This is a genomic window from Membranihabitans marinus (assembly GCF_021729155.1).
Classification (GTDB): domain Bacteria; phylum Bacteroidota; class Bacteroidia; order Chitinophagales; family Saprospiraceae; genus Membranihabitans; species Membranihabitans marinus.
In genome coordinates this window covers 1-15,501 of the sequence record NZ_JAJQYA010000040.1, presented here as the reverse complement: position 1 = coordinate 15,501, position 15,501 = coordinate 1, and the positions used below count along the sequence as shown (strand labels likewise).

At 38.0% G+C, this 15,501-nt stretch carries 14 protein-coding genes and 1 tRNA gene; 8 read left to right on the top strand and 7 right to left on the bottom strand.

Annotated features, from left to right (window positions below):
- Positions 1-93 precede the first annotated feature (93 nt).
- The 5 genes from LVD51_RS17685 to LVD51_RS17665 all read right to left on the bottom strand — a co-directional run bounded on the left by LVD51_RS17685 (position 94) and on the right by LVD51_RS17665 (position 5,747).
- Complete coding sequence (locus tag LVD51_RS17685; RefSeq protein WP_236972697.1) at positions 94-855, bottom strand: DNA alkylation repair protein; 762 nt, start codon at positions 853-855, stop codon at positions 94-96.
- Between the two features lie 515 nt (positions 856-1,370).
- Positions 1,371-2,444, bottom strand: a complete 1,074-nt coding sequence (locus tag LVD51_RS17680) for a glycosyltransferase (RefSeq protein ID WP_236972696.1) — start codon at positions 2,442-2,444, stop codon at positions 1,371-1,373.
- A 396-nt stretch (positions 2,445-2,840) separates the two neighbouring features.
- Positions 2,841-4,400, bottom strand: coding sequence for an Rne/Rng family ribonuclease (locus LVD51_RS17675; RefSeq protein WP_236972695.1), 1,560 nt, complete (start codon positions 4,398-4,400; stop codon positions 2,841-2,843).
- Between the two features lie 281 nt (positions 4,401-4,681).
- Positions 4,682-5,446, bottom strand: coding sequence for a tetratricopeptide repeat protein (locus LVD51_RS17670; RefSeq protein ID WP_236972694.1), 765 nt, complete (start codon positions 5,444-5,446; stop codon positions 4,682-4,684).
- Complete coding sequence (locus LVD51_RS17665; protein WP_236972693.1) at positions 5,433-5,747, bottom strand: HU family DNA-binding protein; 315 nt, start codon at positions 5,745-5,747, stop codon at positions 5,433-5,435. Before LVD51_RS17665 ends, LVD51_RS17670 begins: the two co-directional genes overlap by 14 nt.
- A 205-nt stretch (positions 5,748-5,952) precedes the next feature.
- Here LVD51_RS17665 and LVD51_RS17660 point away from each other — a divergent pair, with 205 nt between their 5' ends.
- The 4 genes from LVD51_RS17660 (at position 5,953) to LVD51_RS17645 (ending at position 10,501) form a co-directional block, all read left to right on the top strand.
- Complete coding sequence (locus tag LVD51_RS17660; RefSeq protein WP_236972692.1) at positions 5,953-6,828, top strand: YicC/YloC family endoribonuclease; 876 nt, start codon at positions 5,953-5,955, stop codon at positions 6,826-6,828.
- A 2-nt stretch (positions 6,829-6,830) separates the two neighbouring features.
- Positions 6,831-7,412 (top strand): guanylate kinase, encoded by a 582-nt coding sequence (gene gmk / locus LVD51_RS17655; protein WP_236972691.1) that lies wholly within the window; start codon positions 6,831-6,833, stop codon positions 7,410-7,412.
- A gap of 6 nt (positions 7,413-7,418) precedes the next feature.
- Positions 7,419-7,805: a Co2+/Mg2+ efflux protein ApaG gene (gene apaG, locus LVD51_RS17650; protein WP_236972690.1), complete on the top strand. Its 387-nt coding sequence runs from the start codon at positions 7,419-7,421 to the stop codon at positions 7,803-7,805.
- Positions 7,806-7,894: 89 nt separating this feature from the next.
- The gene (locus LVD51_RS17645) at positions 7,895-10,501 is read left to right on the top strand and encodes an alkaline phosphatase D family protein (protein WP_236972689.1); all 2,607 of its coding nucleotides are present in this window, start codon (positions 7,895-7,897) and stop codon (positions 10,499-10,501) included.
- Positions 10,502-10,652: 151 nt separating this feature from the next.
- On the opposite strand, the gene LVD51_RS17640 is transcribed toward LVD51_RS17645, so the two are convergent.
- The gene (locus tag LVD51_RS17640) at positions 10,653-11,519 is read right to left on the bottom strand and encodes a cation diffusion facilitator family transporter (RefSeq protein WP_394803190.1); all 867 of its coding nucleotides are present in this window, start codon (positions 11,517-11,519) and stop codon (positions 10,653-10,655) included.
- A 165-nt stretch (positions 11,520-11,684) separates the two neighbouring features.
- Between LVD51_RS17640 and LVD51_RS17635 the strand changes: the two genes are divergently transcribed.
- From LVD51_RS17635 to LVD51_RS17620, 4 genes are all read left to right on the top strand, one after another.
- Entirely contained in the window at positions 11,685-12,452 is a 768-nt protein-coding gene (locus tag LVD51_RS17635) for an enoyl-CoA hydratase/isomerase family protein (RefSeq protein WP_236972687.1), read from the top strand.
- A 158-nt stretch (positions 12,453-12,610) separates the two neighbouring features.
- Positions 12,611-12,681, top strand: a tRNA-Gln gene (locus LVD51_RS17630).
- 440 nt (positions 12,682-13,121) lie between these two features.
- Entirely contained in the window at positions 13,122-14,531 is a 1,410-nt protein-coding gene (locus LVD51_RS17625) for a pyridoxal phosphate-dependent decarboxylase family protein (RefSeq protein WP_236972686.1), read from the top strand.
- A gap of 69 nt (positions 14,532-14,600) precedes the next feature.
- Positions 14,601-14,879 carry a type II toxin-antitoxin system RelE/ParE family toxin gene (locus tag LVD51_RS17620; protein WP_317207906.1) on the top strand — a complete coding sequence of 93 codons (279 nt, stop codon included), beginning with the start codon at positions 14,601-14,603 and terminating at the stop codon, positions 14,877-14,879.
- 22 nt (positions 14,880-14,901) lie between these two features.
- Here LVD51_RS17620 and LVD51_RS17615 read toward each other — a convergent pair whose 3' ends face one another.
- Positions 14,902-15,192 (bottom strand): STAS-like domain-containing protein, encoded by a 291-nt coding sequence (locus LVD51_RS17615; RefSeq protein WP_236972685.1) that lies wholly within the window; start codon positions 15,190-15,192, stop codon positions 14,902-14,904.
- Positions 15,193-15,501: the final 309 nt, after the last annotated feature.

Genomic DNA, 15,501 nt, shown 5'->3' with positions numbered 1-15,501 from the left:
AGTGTGGATTGTGATATCCTAAAGATATCATTTTTACTTTCACTTTATGATTTCAATAATTTAAAATATTGTGAAAGTCCAGTATGTATATATCTATGTTATACGTAGAGCGAATTCTGGACTGTATTTTCGAGTTGCGTGTTTGCATATCCACTGAGTAACAGGGTGGCTTGAGGTTTTCCACTCTGCAATTAGGGCTTCAGTGGGTTGAGGGAGTACCTTAAGGTAATCGGTGATATGATTGGCAACGGATTTTTGGACAAATTTTATTGGATCTTCTTTTAGCAGAGATAAGATATCGAATACCGGATAGGGATCATCTATAAAGGTGTCGAGTTTGGTAGTCCAAGGAAGTTTAGGGCGTAGCCCTTCTGAAGCGAGCCGTCGCAAATGAAAGTTTTCGGATTGCGCCCATTCTGTGATTCGTTCAATACTGGCTTGTGGGTATCGTCGAATATAGGGGCGAATGGCATATTCTCCAGTATTGCGTTTAGTGATTTCGGCGATTGCGTTTACAGATGGAGTGAAATGGTCAAGGCCAAATAGTTCTACATATTTACCAAGGGGAAGAATCCAATAATAGTGTTTAAACATCCCAGTTTCCGAGGGATTTTCTGGTCCCAAAATTCCAGTAATAATGTCTAGTGCCGCCAAATAGTCCTGGGGAAGATATTTTTTTAATACTTCCGCATGACATATCACTCTTTGGGTATAAGTCAAATCGGTAACCTTATTTTCTATATCCAGAATGTAAGATGTCGTATCAAATGAAGGGTTGATGGTAAGGATTTTGTCCGATAGGAGTTCTGCTAGATTCGAACCAAAATAAGCGGTGATACTATTTGTTTGTGGCATAACTAAGCATAGATGGATTGCGAGATAATAATATTAAATCTAAAATAATCAATTGTTAGAAATTTCTCTTGACGATTGTAGTTTTTGAATGTATGGAATGTATGGAATGTATGGAATGTATGGAATGTATGGAACGCCCCTATCTTCTGATGTTTATGGGAGATAGTTTTTAATCAAGCGCCATTTTAAATGCTATTTATTTAAATATCGTTCCCCTTAACCTTAGTATGGTATAATGGATATGTCGGTTGGTAAGGTTAATCGGAAACTAATGTATTATACGAATTACATTTTATAATGACGGAAAAGATTTCGAGAATATTTGAAGTTTGACGAGGCTAAAAACACAGGCATAGCCGTAGCTACGGCGAGTATTTTAAACGAAGTAAAACTTCTAATAAATCGAAAGATTACCGTTAATTATAAATGTAATTCGTATAACTCTTGCCATATCGATGGATGAATTACGATTGAAAACTAAGTGGAAGACTTTTAATCTTTTTACAACCAACTAATTAACTAGGACTAGAATACATATGGTCCTTAGAATTTGATTCCATGGAAGAAAATCCCTTGTATTGATCCATATTTTCGAGGGCTTCCAATAGATTGAGCTTGCCTTGTACATATCTTGGAAAAAGTTTTTGCTCGGCATACATCTTGGTCAGATATTCCTGTTCGGTTTGTCCTGGAGTGGGGACGCATATCCCTTTTTTCTGAAGTTTGGCCAAATCCATGACGCTGGTATATCCCCCTCTAAACAAAATGTATTCGGATTGACAGATAAGTTTGTTGATATCGTCCGACGTCATATAAGGGAAGTGATCCATGGTAGAGGTTGAATAGTCAGGTATGGTATGGTTGATAACTCCACTGACCAATGCCGTGGGTGCATCGATCTTATTTAGTTCAGTGATAACCTCTTTTTCAAACAATGTGCGCTGAGGTTCTGGACCGGAGAGAATGGCAGTCACTAGGTATTTATTATCTACATCGTAAGGGACCATTCTCGAAATAGGACCGATGTATTCATAATTTAAGATACCGCTGTGTTTATGACCCAGTATACCGCTTAATCCCGGATAATCCGGATAATCTGGAATCCAACACTTATCAAATTTGTTGATAAAATTTTGATTGAATCTTCTAATGGTTGGATCGAGTAATCCACTGGATGAAAGTAGGTTGATTTGATGGGTAATAAAGATGTTGTAGGTTGATTTGGCATGGCATCCAAATCGATTGTCACTGATAATTATATCGTATTGATGTTTGGCAACCAGACCTTCCACCTGTCGATGTTCATTGCGCATGGTTTTTATAAAATTGCCCAACTTTCTACCTACATTGATCAATATGCTCTTGGTTGGATAGCTAATATTGTAGGAACTTAAGGCGTGGTGTCGAACCGTGGGGAACTCAATTTTTAGCAATTCCAATGGTGAACCATCACTGGCAAAATCTACTTCATGACCTTTGGCTATTAACTCTTTGGCTATGGGAATACATCTAGTCGCATGACCCATTCCCCAATTCAAAGGACATATTAAAATCTTTTTATTTTCACCGATGTCATCTAAACACTTCATATTGATCTATGGTATGTTATACAATTACAAATATACGATATTACTCTGGTATCCCCGTGACTTGGTTTTATGCCAAATGGATTTGCAATTGGTTTATTGCGAGACCATTGGCTATCGGCCAACTATAGGTTAGAGGAGGCGGAGAGTATATCTACAAAGATGAATATTTTAATGTATTCTTAACTTTATGAAATTGTAAAGATAAATCGAAGGATAACCGAGTAAAGTACGAAGTACTGAAGGTAGTAAATCTACCTTCAACGAGGGCACCACGACCCCCGTGTCGTGGGTAGGTAAGCCTATAAATTATAAATGTATTTCGGATAAGTATATAAAAAAAGAGGTTATGGCCTTGAGCAATAACCTCTTTTTGATAAGATTGTGGTAAACTATTAATTATTTACCGTGTGTAAGTCGTATTTCTTCTCCTGTACTATCAAAAAACTTGTATTGATTGATAGGTAGATTTTGGTCGGCGTGAATTTTTATCCATTTTTTATACTGCATAAACCAGTTCATTTGCCGGCTGGGAAATCCTTTTTTAAGGAAGGCGTGTAAGAAAGGATGGATTTTTATTTCCAATTTTGATTTTGGTCTCATCTTCATCACGATTTCCAAGTCTCTTTCCAATTCATCAATGGTCAACAATGTCGGCGTAACTTTACCTGTTCCATTACATGAAGGGCATACTTCTGCTGTTTTAATATTTACTTCTGGACGCACTCGTTGACGAGTGATTTGCATTAGACCAAACTTACTCAATGGAAGAATGGTATGTTGTGCAGTATCATTCTCCATAAACTCCTGCATCCGCTGGTACAATACTTTGCGGTGTTCGGCCTTTCTCATATCGATAAAATCGATAATGATAAGTCCGCCTATATCTCTTAGCCTCAATTGTCTTGCTGTTTCTTCAGCAGCTTCTAAGTTGACTTTAAGCACAGCATCTTGTTGATTTTGTGTCGATACTTTCGGTCCACTATTCACATCGATTACGTGCATAGCCTCTGTATGTTCAAGGACAATATAGGCCCCGCTATTCATGGTGGCTGTTTTGCCAAAAGAGGCTTTGATTTGCTTGGTGATACCAAATGAATCAAATATGGCATTTTTGCCATTATAATGCTGAACGATTTTAGCTTTATCGGGGATGGTATGGTCTAAAAACGTTTTAATACTACCATACATCTCCTTGTCGTTGACGGCTATTCTTGTGTAGTCGTCAGTGATCAAATCTCGCAAGAGACTTTCTGTTTTATCTAATTCACTTAAGACCTTACCTACCTCATTTCCTTTTTGAAGAGCGGTAAACATCAGTTTCCACTTATCCACAAGCTCATTGAGCTCTTCATGAAAATCAGCAGCTTTCTTACCTTCAGCTGCTGTGCGCAGTATTACACCGAAGTTTTTCGGTTTAATACTTTCTACCAATATTTTAAGACGTTGTCGTTCTTCCTTGTCTAATACTTTTTTGGATATGGAAATACTATTGCTGAAAGGTACCAATACCAATAACCTTCCCGGGAGAGTTATCTCACAGGTCAACCTTGGTCCCTTGGTGGATATAGGCTCCTTGAGGACTTGTACCAAAAGCATACTCTTCTTATTTAAAACCTCATCGATACGACCGGTTTTAATGATCTCTTCTCTTAGATCGTATTTGTCCAGTCTCCAGGAGCCCTTATTGTCGCTTATACTTTGGTTAGTAAACTTCTTTACAGAAGGCAACTTGGGCCCCAAGTCTGAATAATGAAGAAATGCATCTTTTGAATATCCTACATCCAGAAAGGCAGCATTTAGTCCGGGGACTAATTTTTTGATTTTAGCTAAATAGATATCTCCAACGACAATCTTTTGATTGGATTCTTGTTGGTGTAACTCTACTAATTTTTTGTTTTCGAGAACAGCTATATCGACCTTTTTATTATTAGATTTTATGATTAACTCCTTTTCCACTGTATTATGGTTTGTTTACAATGGCAAGATTTTAATAAGAAAGGTAATTCGATTCTTGTTTGGCTCACAATGTAAAAGGTTTTGAAAAACATATGTAGCTGGTTGTAAAACCCTTTCCTTCAAAACCTCACCTATTCTCAAATTAAATTAGTACTATTTATTTTTCTTCTTGTGTCGGTTTTTTCTGAGTCTTTTCTTTCTCTTATGAGTAGAGATCTTATGTCTTTTTCTTTTTTTACCACTTGGCATATTAAAAATTTTTTTAGTTATAAAATGTTTTCTTATTGATTACAGAGTCTTGTGAACTCTTCTTTTTTTGTTGATTCATTGAGTGCCGTATAGACTTCAACCAATAGACAAATGGTTGATTGATCCATTGGATTGAGCTCGTAAGCACGCTCCAAACGACTCTTGGCTTTGTCCCACTGCTGGGTCTGAATAGCTAATCTTCCTAAATGAAAAAAGGCTTGGGGTCTATCCGGATAGTCTGTACTCAATTTCATTAATGCTTGAATACTCGACATCGGATTGCCCTGCGGATAGTTGATCATTAACAAAGTCTTGTTTAATGACAACATGTAACCATCCTCGCTGTTTTCTATGGCACTGTCGTATAAACTAAGCGCTTTATTGCTTAGAAAAGTTCGCTTTTCAGGATTTAATTCATCCGAAAGCCCTGTTGCATAGGTGTTTGCTGCAACTGCAAAGTTTTCTGCACTAGGTTGTTGAAGTGCTATTTGCTCGGTATAATACCCAGCTAATACCCATTTCCCTTTGGCTGACCAAAAAGCAGCTAATTGTTTTTGATCCCATAGATCTTTACTTCCTGAAGACATCCATACATTTACACTGTCCTTATCTGCACCAGATAAATGAGATACTTCATCCTCTATTTCATGGGCAATGTCAATGCTGCCCTCTTCAATCTCACCAATGGGTTGGTTGGAGTCGTCCTCCAATTGAATTGTGTCAAACCCGAAATAGAATAATTGTATTAGTATTATTCCGACTATTATGATTATGCCTTGGGTCTTACTTGTTTTCATGCTCCTCTACTAACTCGTCAGTGACTTGATCTTTCACTTGATCAGAGAATATTTTCGCAGGTTTGAATGAAGGTATGTAGTGTGCAGGAATAACAATGGCTTTGTTTTTCTTAATGTGTCGACCTATTTTCTCAGCTCTTTTCTTAACGATAAACGAACCAAATCCTCGGATATAAACGTTCTCACCATCTGAAAGTGAATCTTTAACCTCGGTAAAGAAGTTTTCCAATGTCACTAATACATCCACCTTAGGTACTCCCGTCTTTTCTGATATGGCTGAAACTAAATCCGCTTTTCTCATTATTTATTTATTTTTGTTTGATTTTTAAATGATCGGCAAATTTCGCATTTTTATCCATTACTTTATAACATTACTCTAAACTTTTTCAAAAAAAATTGACACAAAACCAATACAATCAATTATTTATAGTGTGAATTAGGGAATTGTTAATCATTTTTTATAGATAACCAAATATTTGTTTTTTATTTAGACAAAATTATAGCCTATGTATTCAATGACCGGTTACGGTAGCGCACACAGTCAATTTAACAATTTTGAAATCAATATTGAAGTCAAAACTCTGAATAGTAAATATGCCGATGTGCGGTTAAAAATTCCCTCTGAACTAAGTTCTATGGAAGTGGAAATCAGACAGAGTGTGGTCAAAATGGCCATTAGAGGTAAGGTCGAAGTTGTCCTCAGTTTGGAAGACATGAGATCTGATCAAAATCTCTGTGAGATTGACGAGCAAGTTTTTAAATCTTACTACAATCAAATTAATCGTTTGTCCAATGAGGTGGATTTTGGTTCCGATAATATGCTCAACGCCATTTTAAGATTGCCCGGAGTGGTCAAAGTTCATGAGCTTTCCATTAGTGCGGATTTGAAAAAAGCCATTTTAAAAGTTTTGCAAAAAGCCTTGGCCGATCTTCACGTATTTCGTCAAACAGAAGGTGAAGTGTTGAAAAAAGCCCTTGATCATAGCGTGAATCAAATATTGACTCATCAAAAAGCCATCGCCGATCTGGACAGCGAACGAATAGATGGAGTCAAGACAAGATTGCGAACCAATCTGGAACAACATCTTAAAAAAGATCAAATTGATCCCGCGAGATTTGAGCAGGAGTTAATCTATTATCTCGATAAAATGGATATTCATGAAGAAATGGTGAGATTGCAACAGCATTGTCTCTATTTTTTGGAAGAATTGGATGTGAATGATTCGTCCAAAGGGAAGAAATTGACTTTTATTAGCCAAGAAATTGGACGTGAGATCAATACCCTCGGTGCCAAAGCTGCTCATTCCGAAATTCAGCGATCGGTTGTCCAAATGAAAAATGAATTGGATAAAATTAAAGAACAATTGGCAAATGTATTGTAAGTATGAATGATCTTCATAAATGTATTGTATTGACTGCACCGTCGGGAGCAGGTAAGACCACGATTAAAAAGTATCTGTTGGAAACTTACCCCGATATATTTGGGTTTTCGGTTTCTGCGACGACTCGGTCAGCTCGCGGAAATGAGGAAGACGGTGTGGATTATTACTTCCTTAGCCCTGATGAATTCAAAGAAAAAATAACCTCAGGGGATATGTTGGAGTATGAAGAGGTTTATGAAAATCAGTTTTACGGAACCTTAAAATCAGAGGTCGATAGGATATGGTCCCAAAATAAATGCGTAATTTTCGATATCGATGTCAAAGGAGCGGAAAATATTAAAGCGACTTATGGCTCACAATGTTTGGCTATATTTGTACAACCCCCTAGTCTCAATGTGTTAATCGAGAGGTTGAAAGCTAGGAATACCGAGTCAGATGAAAATCTGAGAAAAAGAATTGCTCGCGTTAAAGAAGAAATGTCCTATAAAAACCGTTTCGATAAAATAATTGTTAACGATGTATTGGAGGATGCATATAGAGAAGCATCAAAATTAATAGAACAATACTTGGCTCTGGAAAAATGATATAATATGCATACGACGACCACAAACGGAATCAGAATCAGTGTACGCGTTTCTTACAATAAGGACTATTCCGACCCCTTAGAGAAAAAATTTGTTTACGTCTACGAAATTTTAATCGAAAATTTGACCGACCATCCCGTACAAGTGATGGCTCGTCACTGGCGTATTTTTGACAGTTTTGGCACCAAAAGGGAGGTCATTGGTGAGGGAATTATCGGCAAACAACCCATTATTGCCCCCGGAGAATTTCACAGCTATTCGTCGTGGAGTCCGATAGGTACCGAAATCGGTAGAATGGATGGGCGGTATCAAGTTCTCGATTTGATGACGGAAGAGAAGTTTTATGTCAATATCCCTTCCTTTGATTTGGTATATCCCAAAATATTGAATTAACTTTCCGTGGAAGGAAGAATGTTAATAATTCTGTCCTGATTTTCGTTTGAATGTGGTATTTTCTTATGTGTATAAACATTTTCTAGTCTATGAAACGTCGTAAAGTTTTAAAGTCAATGGCTTTGTCTGCCATGGCAGTTCCCGCTCTTCATCAATCATCATCAACAAAAGTTGATAGCAAAGTGAGAAATAATGCCGTTCATACGGTGTTTTACAACAGCCCCTGGCATAACCTGCCCGATATGGTATGGATCGGCGAATCTTTTTGGGCCAATAGATTGCAGGATTGGGAAATTAGAGGTGGTGAATTGTTGTGCAATATTTGCGACAAAAATAGAACAGCCCATTTATTGACCTACCAATTGAATGATATTGGAAATTTTGTACAAACTTCTATACAGATCAAAGTAAATGAAAAAGCTCTCGACAATCAAGGATTGGTTGGCTTTCAATGGGGTTCCCAAGGGCGATTTGACGATTATCGAAGCGCAGCACTTACGGGCAAAGGTCTAGTGGTAGGTATCGATACTCAAGGTTTGTTGCATTTGGACGATATGGTTTCCCATAAACCAATAGAGCAAGAATATCTTTCCGAAGGAGTAGAGTTGAAGTTTTATATTAGTTCTGACGGCCATCAGGTTCAAGCAGATCTATCGGTCTGGTATAAAGGTAGCCCTATATCTACCCTGAGAAAAAATGAAATCCCTATCGACCAAGCCAAAGGAAATATTGCCCTGTATTCACATTTTGATAAACCTCAAAAAGAAGATTGGTCGGTCTCCTATAGTAAGTGGGATTTAAGTGGGGATTTGTTGACTTACGATGAGTCTCATAATTACGGACCTATTTATTTTACTCAATACACTCAGGAATTGGGGGTGTTAAAATTGACCGCTCAGCTGGCTGTGCTGCCAGAGTCTGTCGGACCAATTACCATGTCGATTAAGCAGGGTGATGATTGGAAGGTATTGCAAGAGCAACCTCTGGTACCGGGTTCTTATACCGCACATTTTCGATTGGAAGACTGGGATGGGACTGTTTCGCAAGAGTTTAAAATTCACTTTACCTTTGAAGATAACAATGGCCATAAAACGGAATATAATTATATCGGACAAATAGCCGAGGAGCCAGTAGATGTTGAAAATGTAAAAGTTTTGGCATTGAGTTGTAACTGGGATTTGGGTTTTCCCGATCTCGAGTTTGGCAAGAACGCCTCCAGTCACGATGCTCATATTGCTGTGTTTTTGGGTGATCAGTTTTACGAAGCCAATGCGGGTTTTGGGGTTCAAATGTTTCCCGCAGACAAGGCGGCATTGGACTATTTAAGAAAGTGGTATTTGTTTGGATGGGCTCATCGAGATTTGTTCCGCAATCGTCCTTCGATTTGCCTGCCCGATGATCACGATGTGTATCACGGCAACGTATGGGGTGAAGGTGGAAAAGCCACCATTGCAGAAGGTGGTGCAGCCGAACGACAGGATACCGGTGGATATAAAATGCCGGGGGAATGGGTGAATATAGTACAGACTACTCAGACCAGTCATATGCCAGATGCCTATGATCCAACTCCAGTACTTCAGGGTATTTCTGTATTTTATACCAGTTGGAAATACGGAGGAATTGATTTTGGTATAATTGAAGACCGCAAATTTAAATCGGCACCTAAAAATATTTTTCCTCCGGAAGCAGAAGTATTCAATGGATATGTGCAAAATCGGGATTTTGACTGGGAGGGATTTAAAGACGACGAACACGCAGAATTGTTAGGGGAGCGGCAAATGGCATTTTTAGAAGAATGGATTGGGGATTGGACGGATAAGGTAGAGATGAAGGTGCTTTTGTCGGCGACTTCATTTATGACGATGCAAACCCTTCCGGAGGGGAGTAATAGTGATAAGATAACACCGAAACTACCTATTCCCAAATACGGTGAATACGTGACTGGTGACTATTTTACAAGAGATATGGATTCCAATGGTTGGCCTCAAAAGAAGAGGGACGAAATAGTAAGGATATTGCGCAAAGGTTATGTGACTCATGTGGTTGGAGATCAACATTTGGCTTCCGTTGCCCAATACGGGGTAGAGAATTTTAGAGATAGTAATTTTGCATTTACCGTCCCAGCCATTGCCAGTGTTTGGCCTCGGAGGTGGTGGCCGCCCATTCCAGAACAACATAGACCCTTGCCGGGAAGAAAACAATATACTGGTGATTTCTTTGATGGATTTGGTAATCGTTTGACGGTGTTTTCGGCAGGTAATCCTACTAAATTGGATAAAACACCGGCATTGCTTTACGATCGGGCTACGGGATATGGGGTGGTTCATCTCAATAAAACCAATAGACGAATTCGATTCGAATGTTGGGATCGATTTACCAACCCTATAGATCATCCTCAGGGACAATACGATGATTGGCCGGTAGAAATCAGTCAATACGATAATTTTGCCTCCCACAGCAATGTGTTTTTACCCACCATCGAGGTGAAAGGATTGGACCGGCCAGTGGTTAAGATATACCAGGCTGATGAGCAGACTTTGGTCTCGGCGGTTCGATTGCATACAACTACTTTTGCCTTCCCCGTTTTGGCGTCGGGTAAGTATTTAGTGAAAATCGGGGATCCTGATCAAGATCATTGGGTAGAGCGTGTATTGGATACCGATGAGGCTGGAGAAGTTGTCGTTGTTGAGGTCTAGCTCGGCATGGTTGATTTGGGAAAAGCTGTCAAGAGGATGTTTAAGTTAGGGGATATATTCAGGATAACCATGGTTTAATCATTGAGAATGGGTATTCATTGAATAAATCGAAAGATTTCCATTAATTATAAATGTAAGTCGTATAGGAACTCTAGAATTGATCGGGTTCTATATGGATTAAAATCTCCGCGATTTCTGGCATTTCGCTCTGGATGGAGTCTTTGAGGTTGTGGGCGAGAAGGTGACCTTCTTTTACGGGAATCTCTCCAGATACTATGGCGTGTAAGTCGACGTGATAAGTCATACCAGTTTTTCGGATAAAACACTTTTCTGTTCCCAAGATTCCTGGTTCTTCCTCTGCGATATCGCGAATTTGGTCGATCATGTGATGGTGGTTTTCATCCATGATTTCCCCGAGGGCAGGTTGGAGAATTCGGTAAGCATTATATAGAATCAAGATTGCAGCTAAGATCGCAGCCCAATCGTCAGCGGCTTCATAACCCGGTCCGAGATATATGGCAATGGATACTCCAATAAAAGCGGCTATTGAAGTGATGGCGTCACCTCGATGGTGCCATGCGTCGGCGGCTAGAGATGAGCTATTGACTTTGGCCGCACGTCGGGAGAAGATTTGAAATAAGGTTTCTTTAACCACAATGACAATACCCAAGACGATAAGGACAAAAGGACGAGGCAGATTGTGAGGCGTGAGAATGTGAATGATGCTTTGATAGACGATGAATAGGGCAGAAATGATGAGTAGTCCAACGACGGTTATGGTGACCAGTACTTCGGCACGTCCATGGCCATAGGGGTGATTGTCGTCTGGTGGCTTGGCCGCATATTTTATACCGATGAAGACTAAGATGGATGAAAAAATATCGGCCAGGGATTCGATTCCATCGGCTACCAATGCAAAGGAAGAGCCTAATATGCCGGTCACAACTTTGGCAATCGCCATTAATAAATTGACGATAATGCTAAGTGATGCAGATTGCAGGGCGCTTTTATAAGGCATTATTCCTATGGTTTGCGATAGATTCCTATTATTGTATTGTTCTGGATAGTAAGATCCATTTTTACAATGATAACTCATTGTAGATGAGATTTATTAATTCTAATAGAAATTTTTTTTGCACAGTATTATTTTATACTTTGTTTTCGTAGATCAATGTAAATTAATATGGAAGGATTTGTAGAAAAGGAAGTCAGTATGGATGGAATAGCCGAGATACGGTTTTATCATCCCAATCACAATGCTTTGCCCAGTAATTTGTTGCTTGAGTTGGAGAAGAAAATATTGGAGTGCAAGACCGATGATGGGGTAAAGGTGTTGTTGTTGAAGAGTGAAGGGGATCGGACTTTTTGTGCCGGTGCGGATTTTGAAGAATTGATGAGTATTTCCGATGAAGAGACGGGGAAGTCTTTTTTTATGGGGTTTGCAAGAGTGATCAATGCCTTGCGCAACTGTGGCAAAATAACCATAGCTCAGGTACAGGGCAAGGCTGTAGGTGGTGGTGTAGGTATCTGCGCAGCTGTGGATTATGCCATAGCCAGCAAATGGGCATCGGTGCGATTGAGTGAATTGGGGCTGGGGATTGGACCTTTTGTGATTGGTCCTGCAGTGGAGAGAAAAATTGGCCTCGCACATTTTTCGTATTTAACCCTCAATGCTGAAGAATGGCAGACGGCCAAATGGGCGCAAGGCTGTGGTCTATTCCAAGAAGTGTTTGACGATAAGATTCAGTTGGAGGCATATGTAAAGACTTTTGTGCAGAGATTTACCACTTATCATCCAGAGGCCTTAAAAGAGATTAAGGCTATGTTGTGGCGCAATACCGATTCATGGACGGAGTTGTTGGCAGAAAGGGCTGTTGTCAGTGGTCGCCTAGTCAATACGGCTTATGTCAAGCAAGCTATCGAAAGGTTTAAGATGCATCAAAAGAAATAGCAATATGAATCTTTATTATGGCCAAATCTTTGGGTGAAGCGGCTAGAAATATGGGGTAGAAAGTAAGGCAAATAAAAATTTACATAAAAAGGAATAACTTAATTTGGTATAATTACGAAAAATATTTAAATTTGCATCCGCTTTTGGAATTAAAGCACAGACCCATGGTGTAATGGTAGCACTTCGGTTTTTGGTACCGCCAGTCAAGGTTCGAGTCCTTGTGGGTCTACAAAGTCCGATTTCTGATTAACAGAAGTCGGGCTTTTTTTTTTCCCCTATCTATAATTTTTTTAGCATTCCATATCAGGAAGCTGGATTTACATAGATTTAAATTTTTACTTGGTTTGCCCTTTCGGACAATGAGATTTAGTTTAATGGGCTATCTGGAAATGTTAGTTATTCTATTCAGTCATGAAACCTTATATATGATTTGAAAAAATGGACAAAGTGTTTCTATTTTAACTTTGTCTTTTTTTATTAATAGATCATTGTATGAACTGGGTAAATAACTGAGATGTAATTTGTTTTATGTTAGTTGATCTATCTCCTCGGAATGTGTATTAATCTCTTCATTGTATATTGGGATAACCCTTGAATATTTGGGCATAAACATTATATTGATGCGATACCTATTTACTTATACGGCAAGCAAAGAAAAGTTAGAATATCATGAATGAACAATTACATAAAGACTTAATAACTCTTGATCAAATACTTGAAAAAGTTAAAGTTCAAGGGCTTGATTATTTAGCTAAACTTTCAGAGAGGCCCACTTCAGCATCATCAGCCATTTTATTAAATGAAACATTGGATGAAATGGGTTTGGGAAGCATGGATACCCTAAAGGCATTTAATGAAAAATTTGAGAAATTAATTGTCTCATCATCAGGTCCTAGATATTTAGGATTTGTAATTGGGGGTACAACACCAGCATCTATAGTTGGTGATTGGCTTGCTACCATTTATGATCAAAATCCCCAAGCCATTAAAGGAGAGGGCGATATTTCTGCCCATATTGAAATGGAAACTATAAAACTTCTTTTGGACTTGTTTGATCTACCTAAGGATTTTACGGGCGGGTTTGTAACGGGAGCCACAATGTCGAATTTTACTTGTCTGGCAACCGCAAGACAATGGATAGGAAAGCAACACGGAAAAGACTTTGCCAGAGACGGAGTTTCGGAACAGATATATATTCTATCCGCTTCACCTCATTCATCTGTGATAAAATCTCTTTCAATGTTAGGCATTGGGAGTAATAATTATATAAGGGTAAAAGTTAATAGTGACAACAGAGAAAGTATCGATATAGAGGACTTAAAGCTGAAAATTAAGGCATTAAAAGGGCAGCCATTTATACTTATCTCAAGTGCGGGAACGGTCAATACGGTGGACTTTGACGACTTTAAGACCATTTCTAAACTGAAAAGAAATCATGATTTTTGGTGGCATATTGACGGGACATTTGGAGCTTTTGCAGCTTGTTCTCCAAAATACAAACACTTGACTAGTGGCTGGGAAACGGCAGATAGTATAACGATAGATTGCCATAAATGGTTAAATGTACCTTATGAGAGTGCCATTTTCTTAGTAAAAGAACAATATAGGTCGATACAAACCGAAACATTTCAAAATTCGAATGCTCCATATTTGGGGGATCCTTCTGAAGATTTTAATTATCTTAATTTTTTGCCTGAAAATTCAAGACGACTAAAAGCATTGCCCGTTTGGTTTTCTTTGATGGCATACGGGAAAAAAGGTTATCGATATATCACTGAAAACGTTGTCGCGATGGCCAATCATTTTGGACATTTTATTGAAACCAGTAATGCATTTGAGTTAATGGCCCCTATTCGACTAAATAATGTTTGCTATACATTAGAAGGAGAAGAAAATCAAGATAAAGTTTTTCCCTTTTTGAAAAACATTAACGAAACGGGAAAAGTATTTATGACGCCAACTGTATATAACGGTAAAAAAGGAATAAGGGCATCTTTTGTAAATTGGAGGACGAGCAAACAGGATGTAGATATGGTTGCCAAGGTAATGATAAAATTAATATCGAATAGGGTTGTTTAACTATAGCTTTTAATCTCTAATAGAGGTTTTGGAATTTCTTGATGGACTCGAAAAAAGGCTAGAGATAAAATCCTATTCAATATTGACAGAGCAAAAATTAAAACCGACAATAGGCTCTTTAAAAAGCTTCATTCTGATATTTGGGAATTTCGTACTTGGTACAATAGAAAGCAATATAGACTTTTTGCCTTTTGGGACAAAACTGACAGTAAAGTAATCATAGTAATTGCAACTCATGGAATAATTAAAAAAGGACAGAAAACACCTATTAAAGATATAGACAAAGCAGTGAAACTGAAGAATAAATATTCTGAATATAAAAATAAAAAAAACAAGAGGATATTATGAGTTTCTGATTCTTGGATTTATTTTAAATTAAGTATAGTTCATTAAACTTGTCAATATAATCAGACAGTCGAAGGAATTGATTTTTAGATCCTTTGAATTTTACTGTTTTTTTAAAATTGTCTAACCCGTATTTTTCTAAAAATAGACCAATAGATGTATTTAAAAAGGATGATGACATCGACATGTCTGAACCCACCTGTAAGATTAAAGGATTGTTACTTAGATAGGCTTCTTCAAGCTTTTCAAACAAAACTGTTCCCTCTTCGTTAGAGCTAGAATTAATTACCACGTCTTTTAAAATTAGGATATTCATATACCAGTTTATTTAATCATAATAACGGATTTTCTGAAAGTAAATATGTAATAAGATACAAAAAATATTCCTAAAAATCAAATAAATCGTCAGTATGGTCTTTTTCTTCAAAGGAATTCAGGTCTACTTCAATTTTTATTAATGTACCGGAAAAGGAATAATTTGTAAATGTTGTGGTATAGTTCTTACCTGCTTTTTTTTCCAGGAATCCATTGTTGGAGATTATTTAGAGTGAGACTGTTCAATTAAGTGTGTCTACTTATCTTAGCAAACTATGAAAAAAGAGAAGAAAAACGAGAAGGAAATACT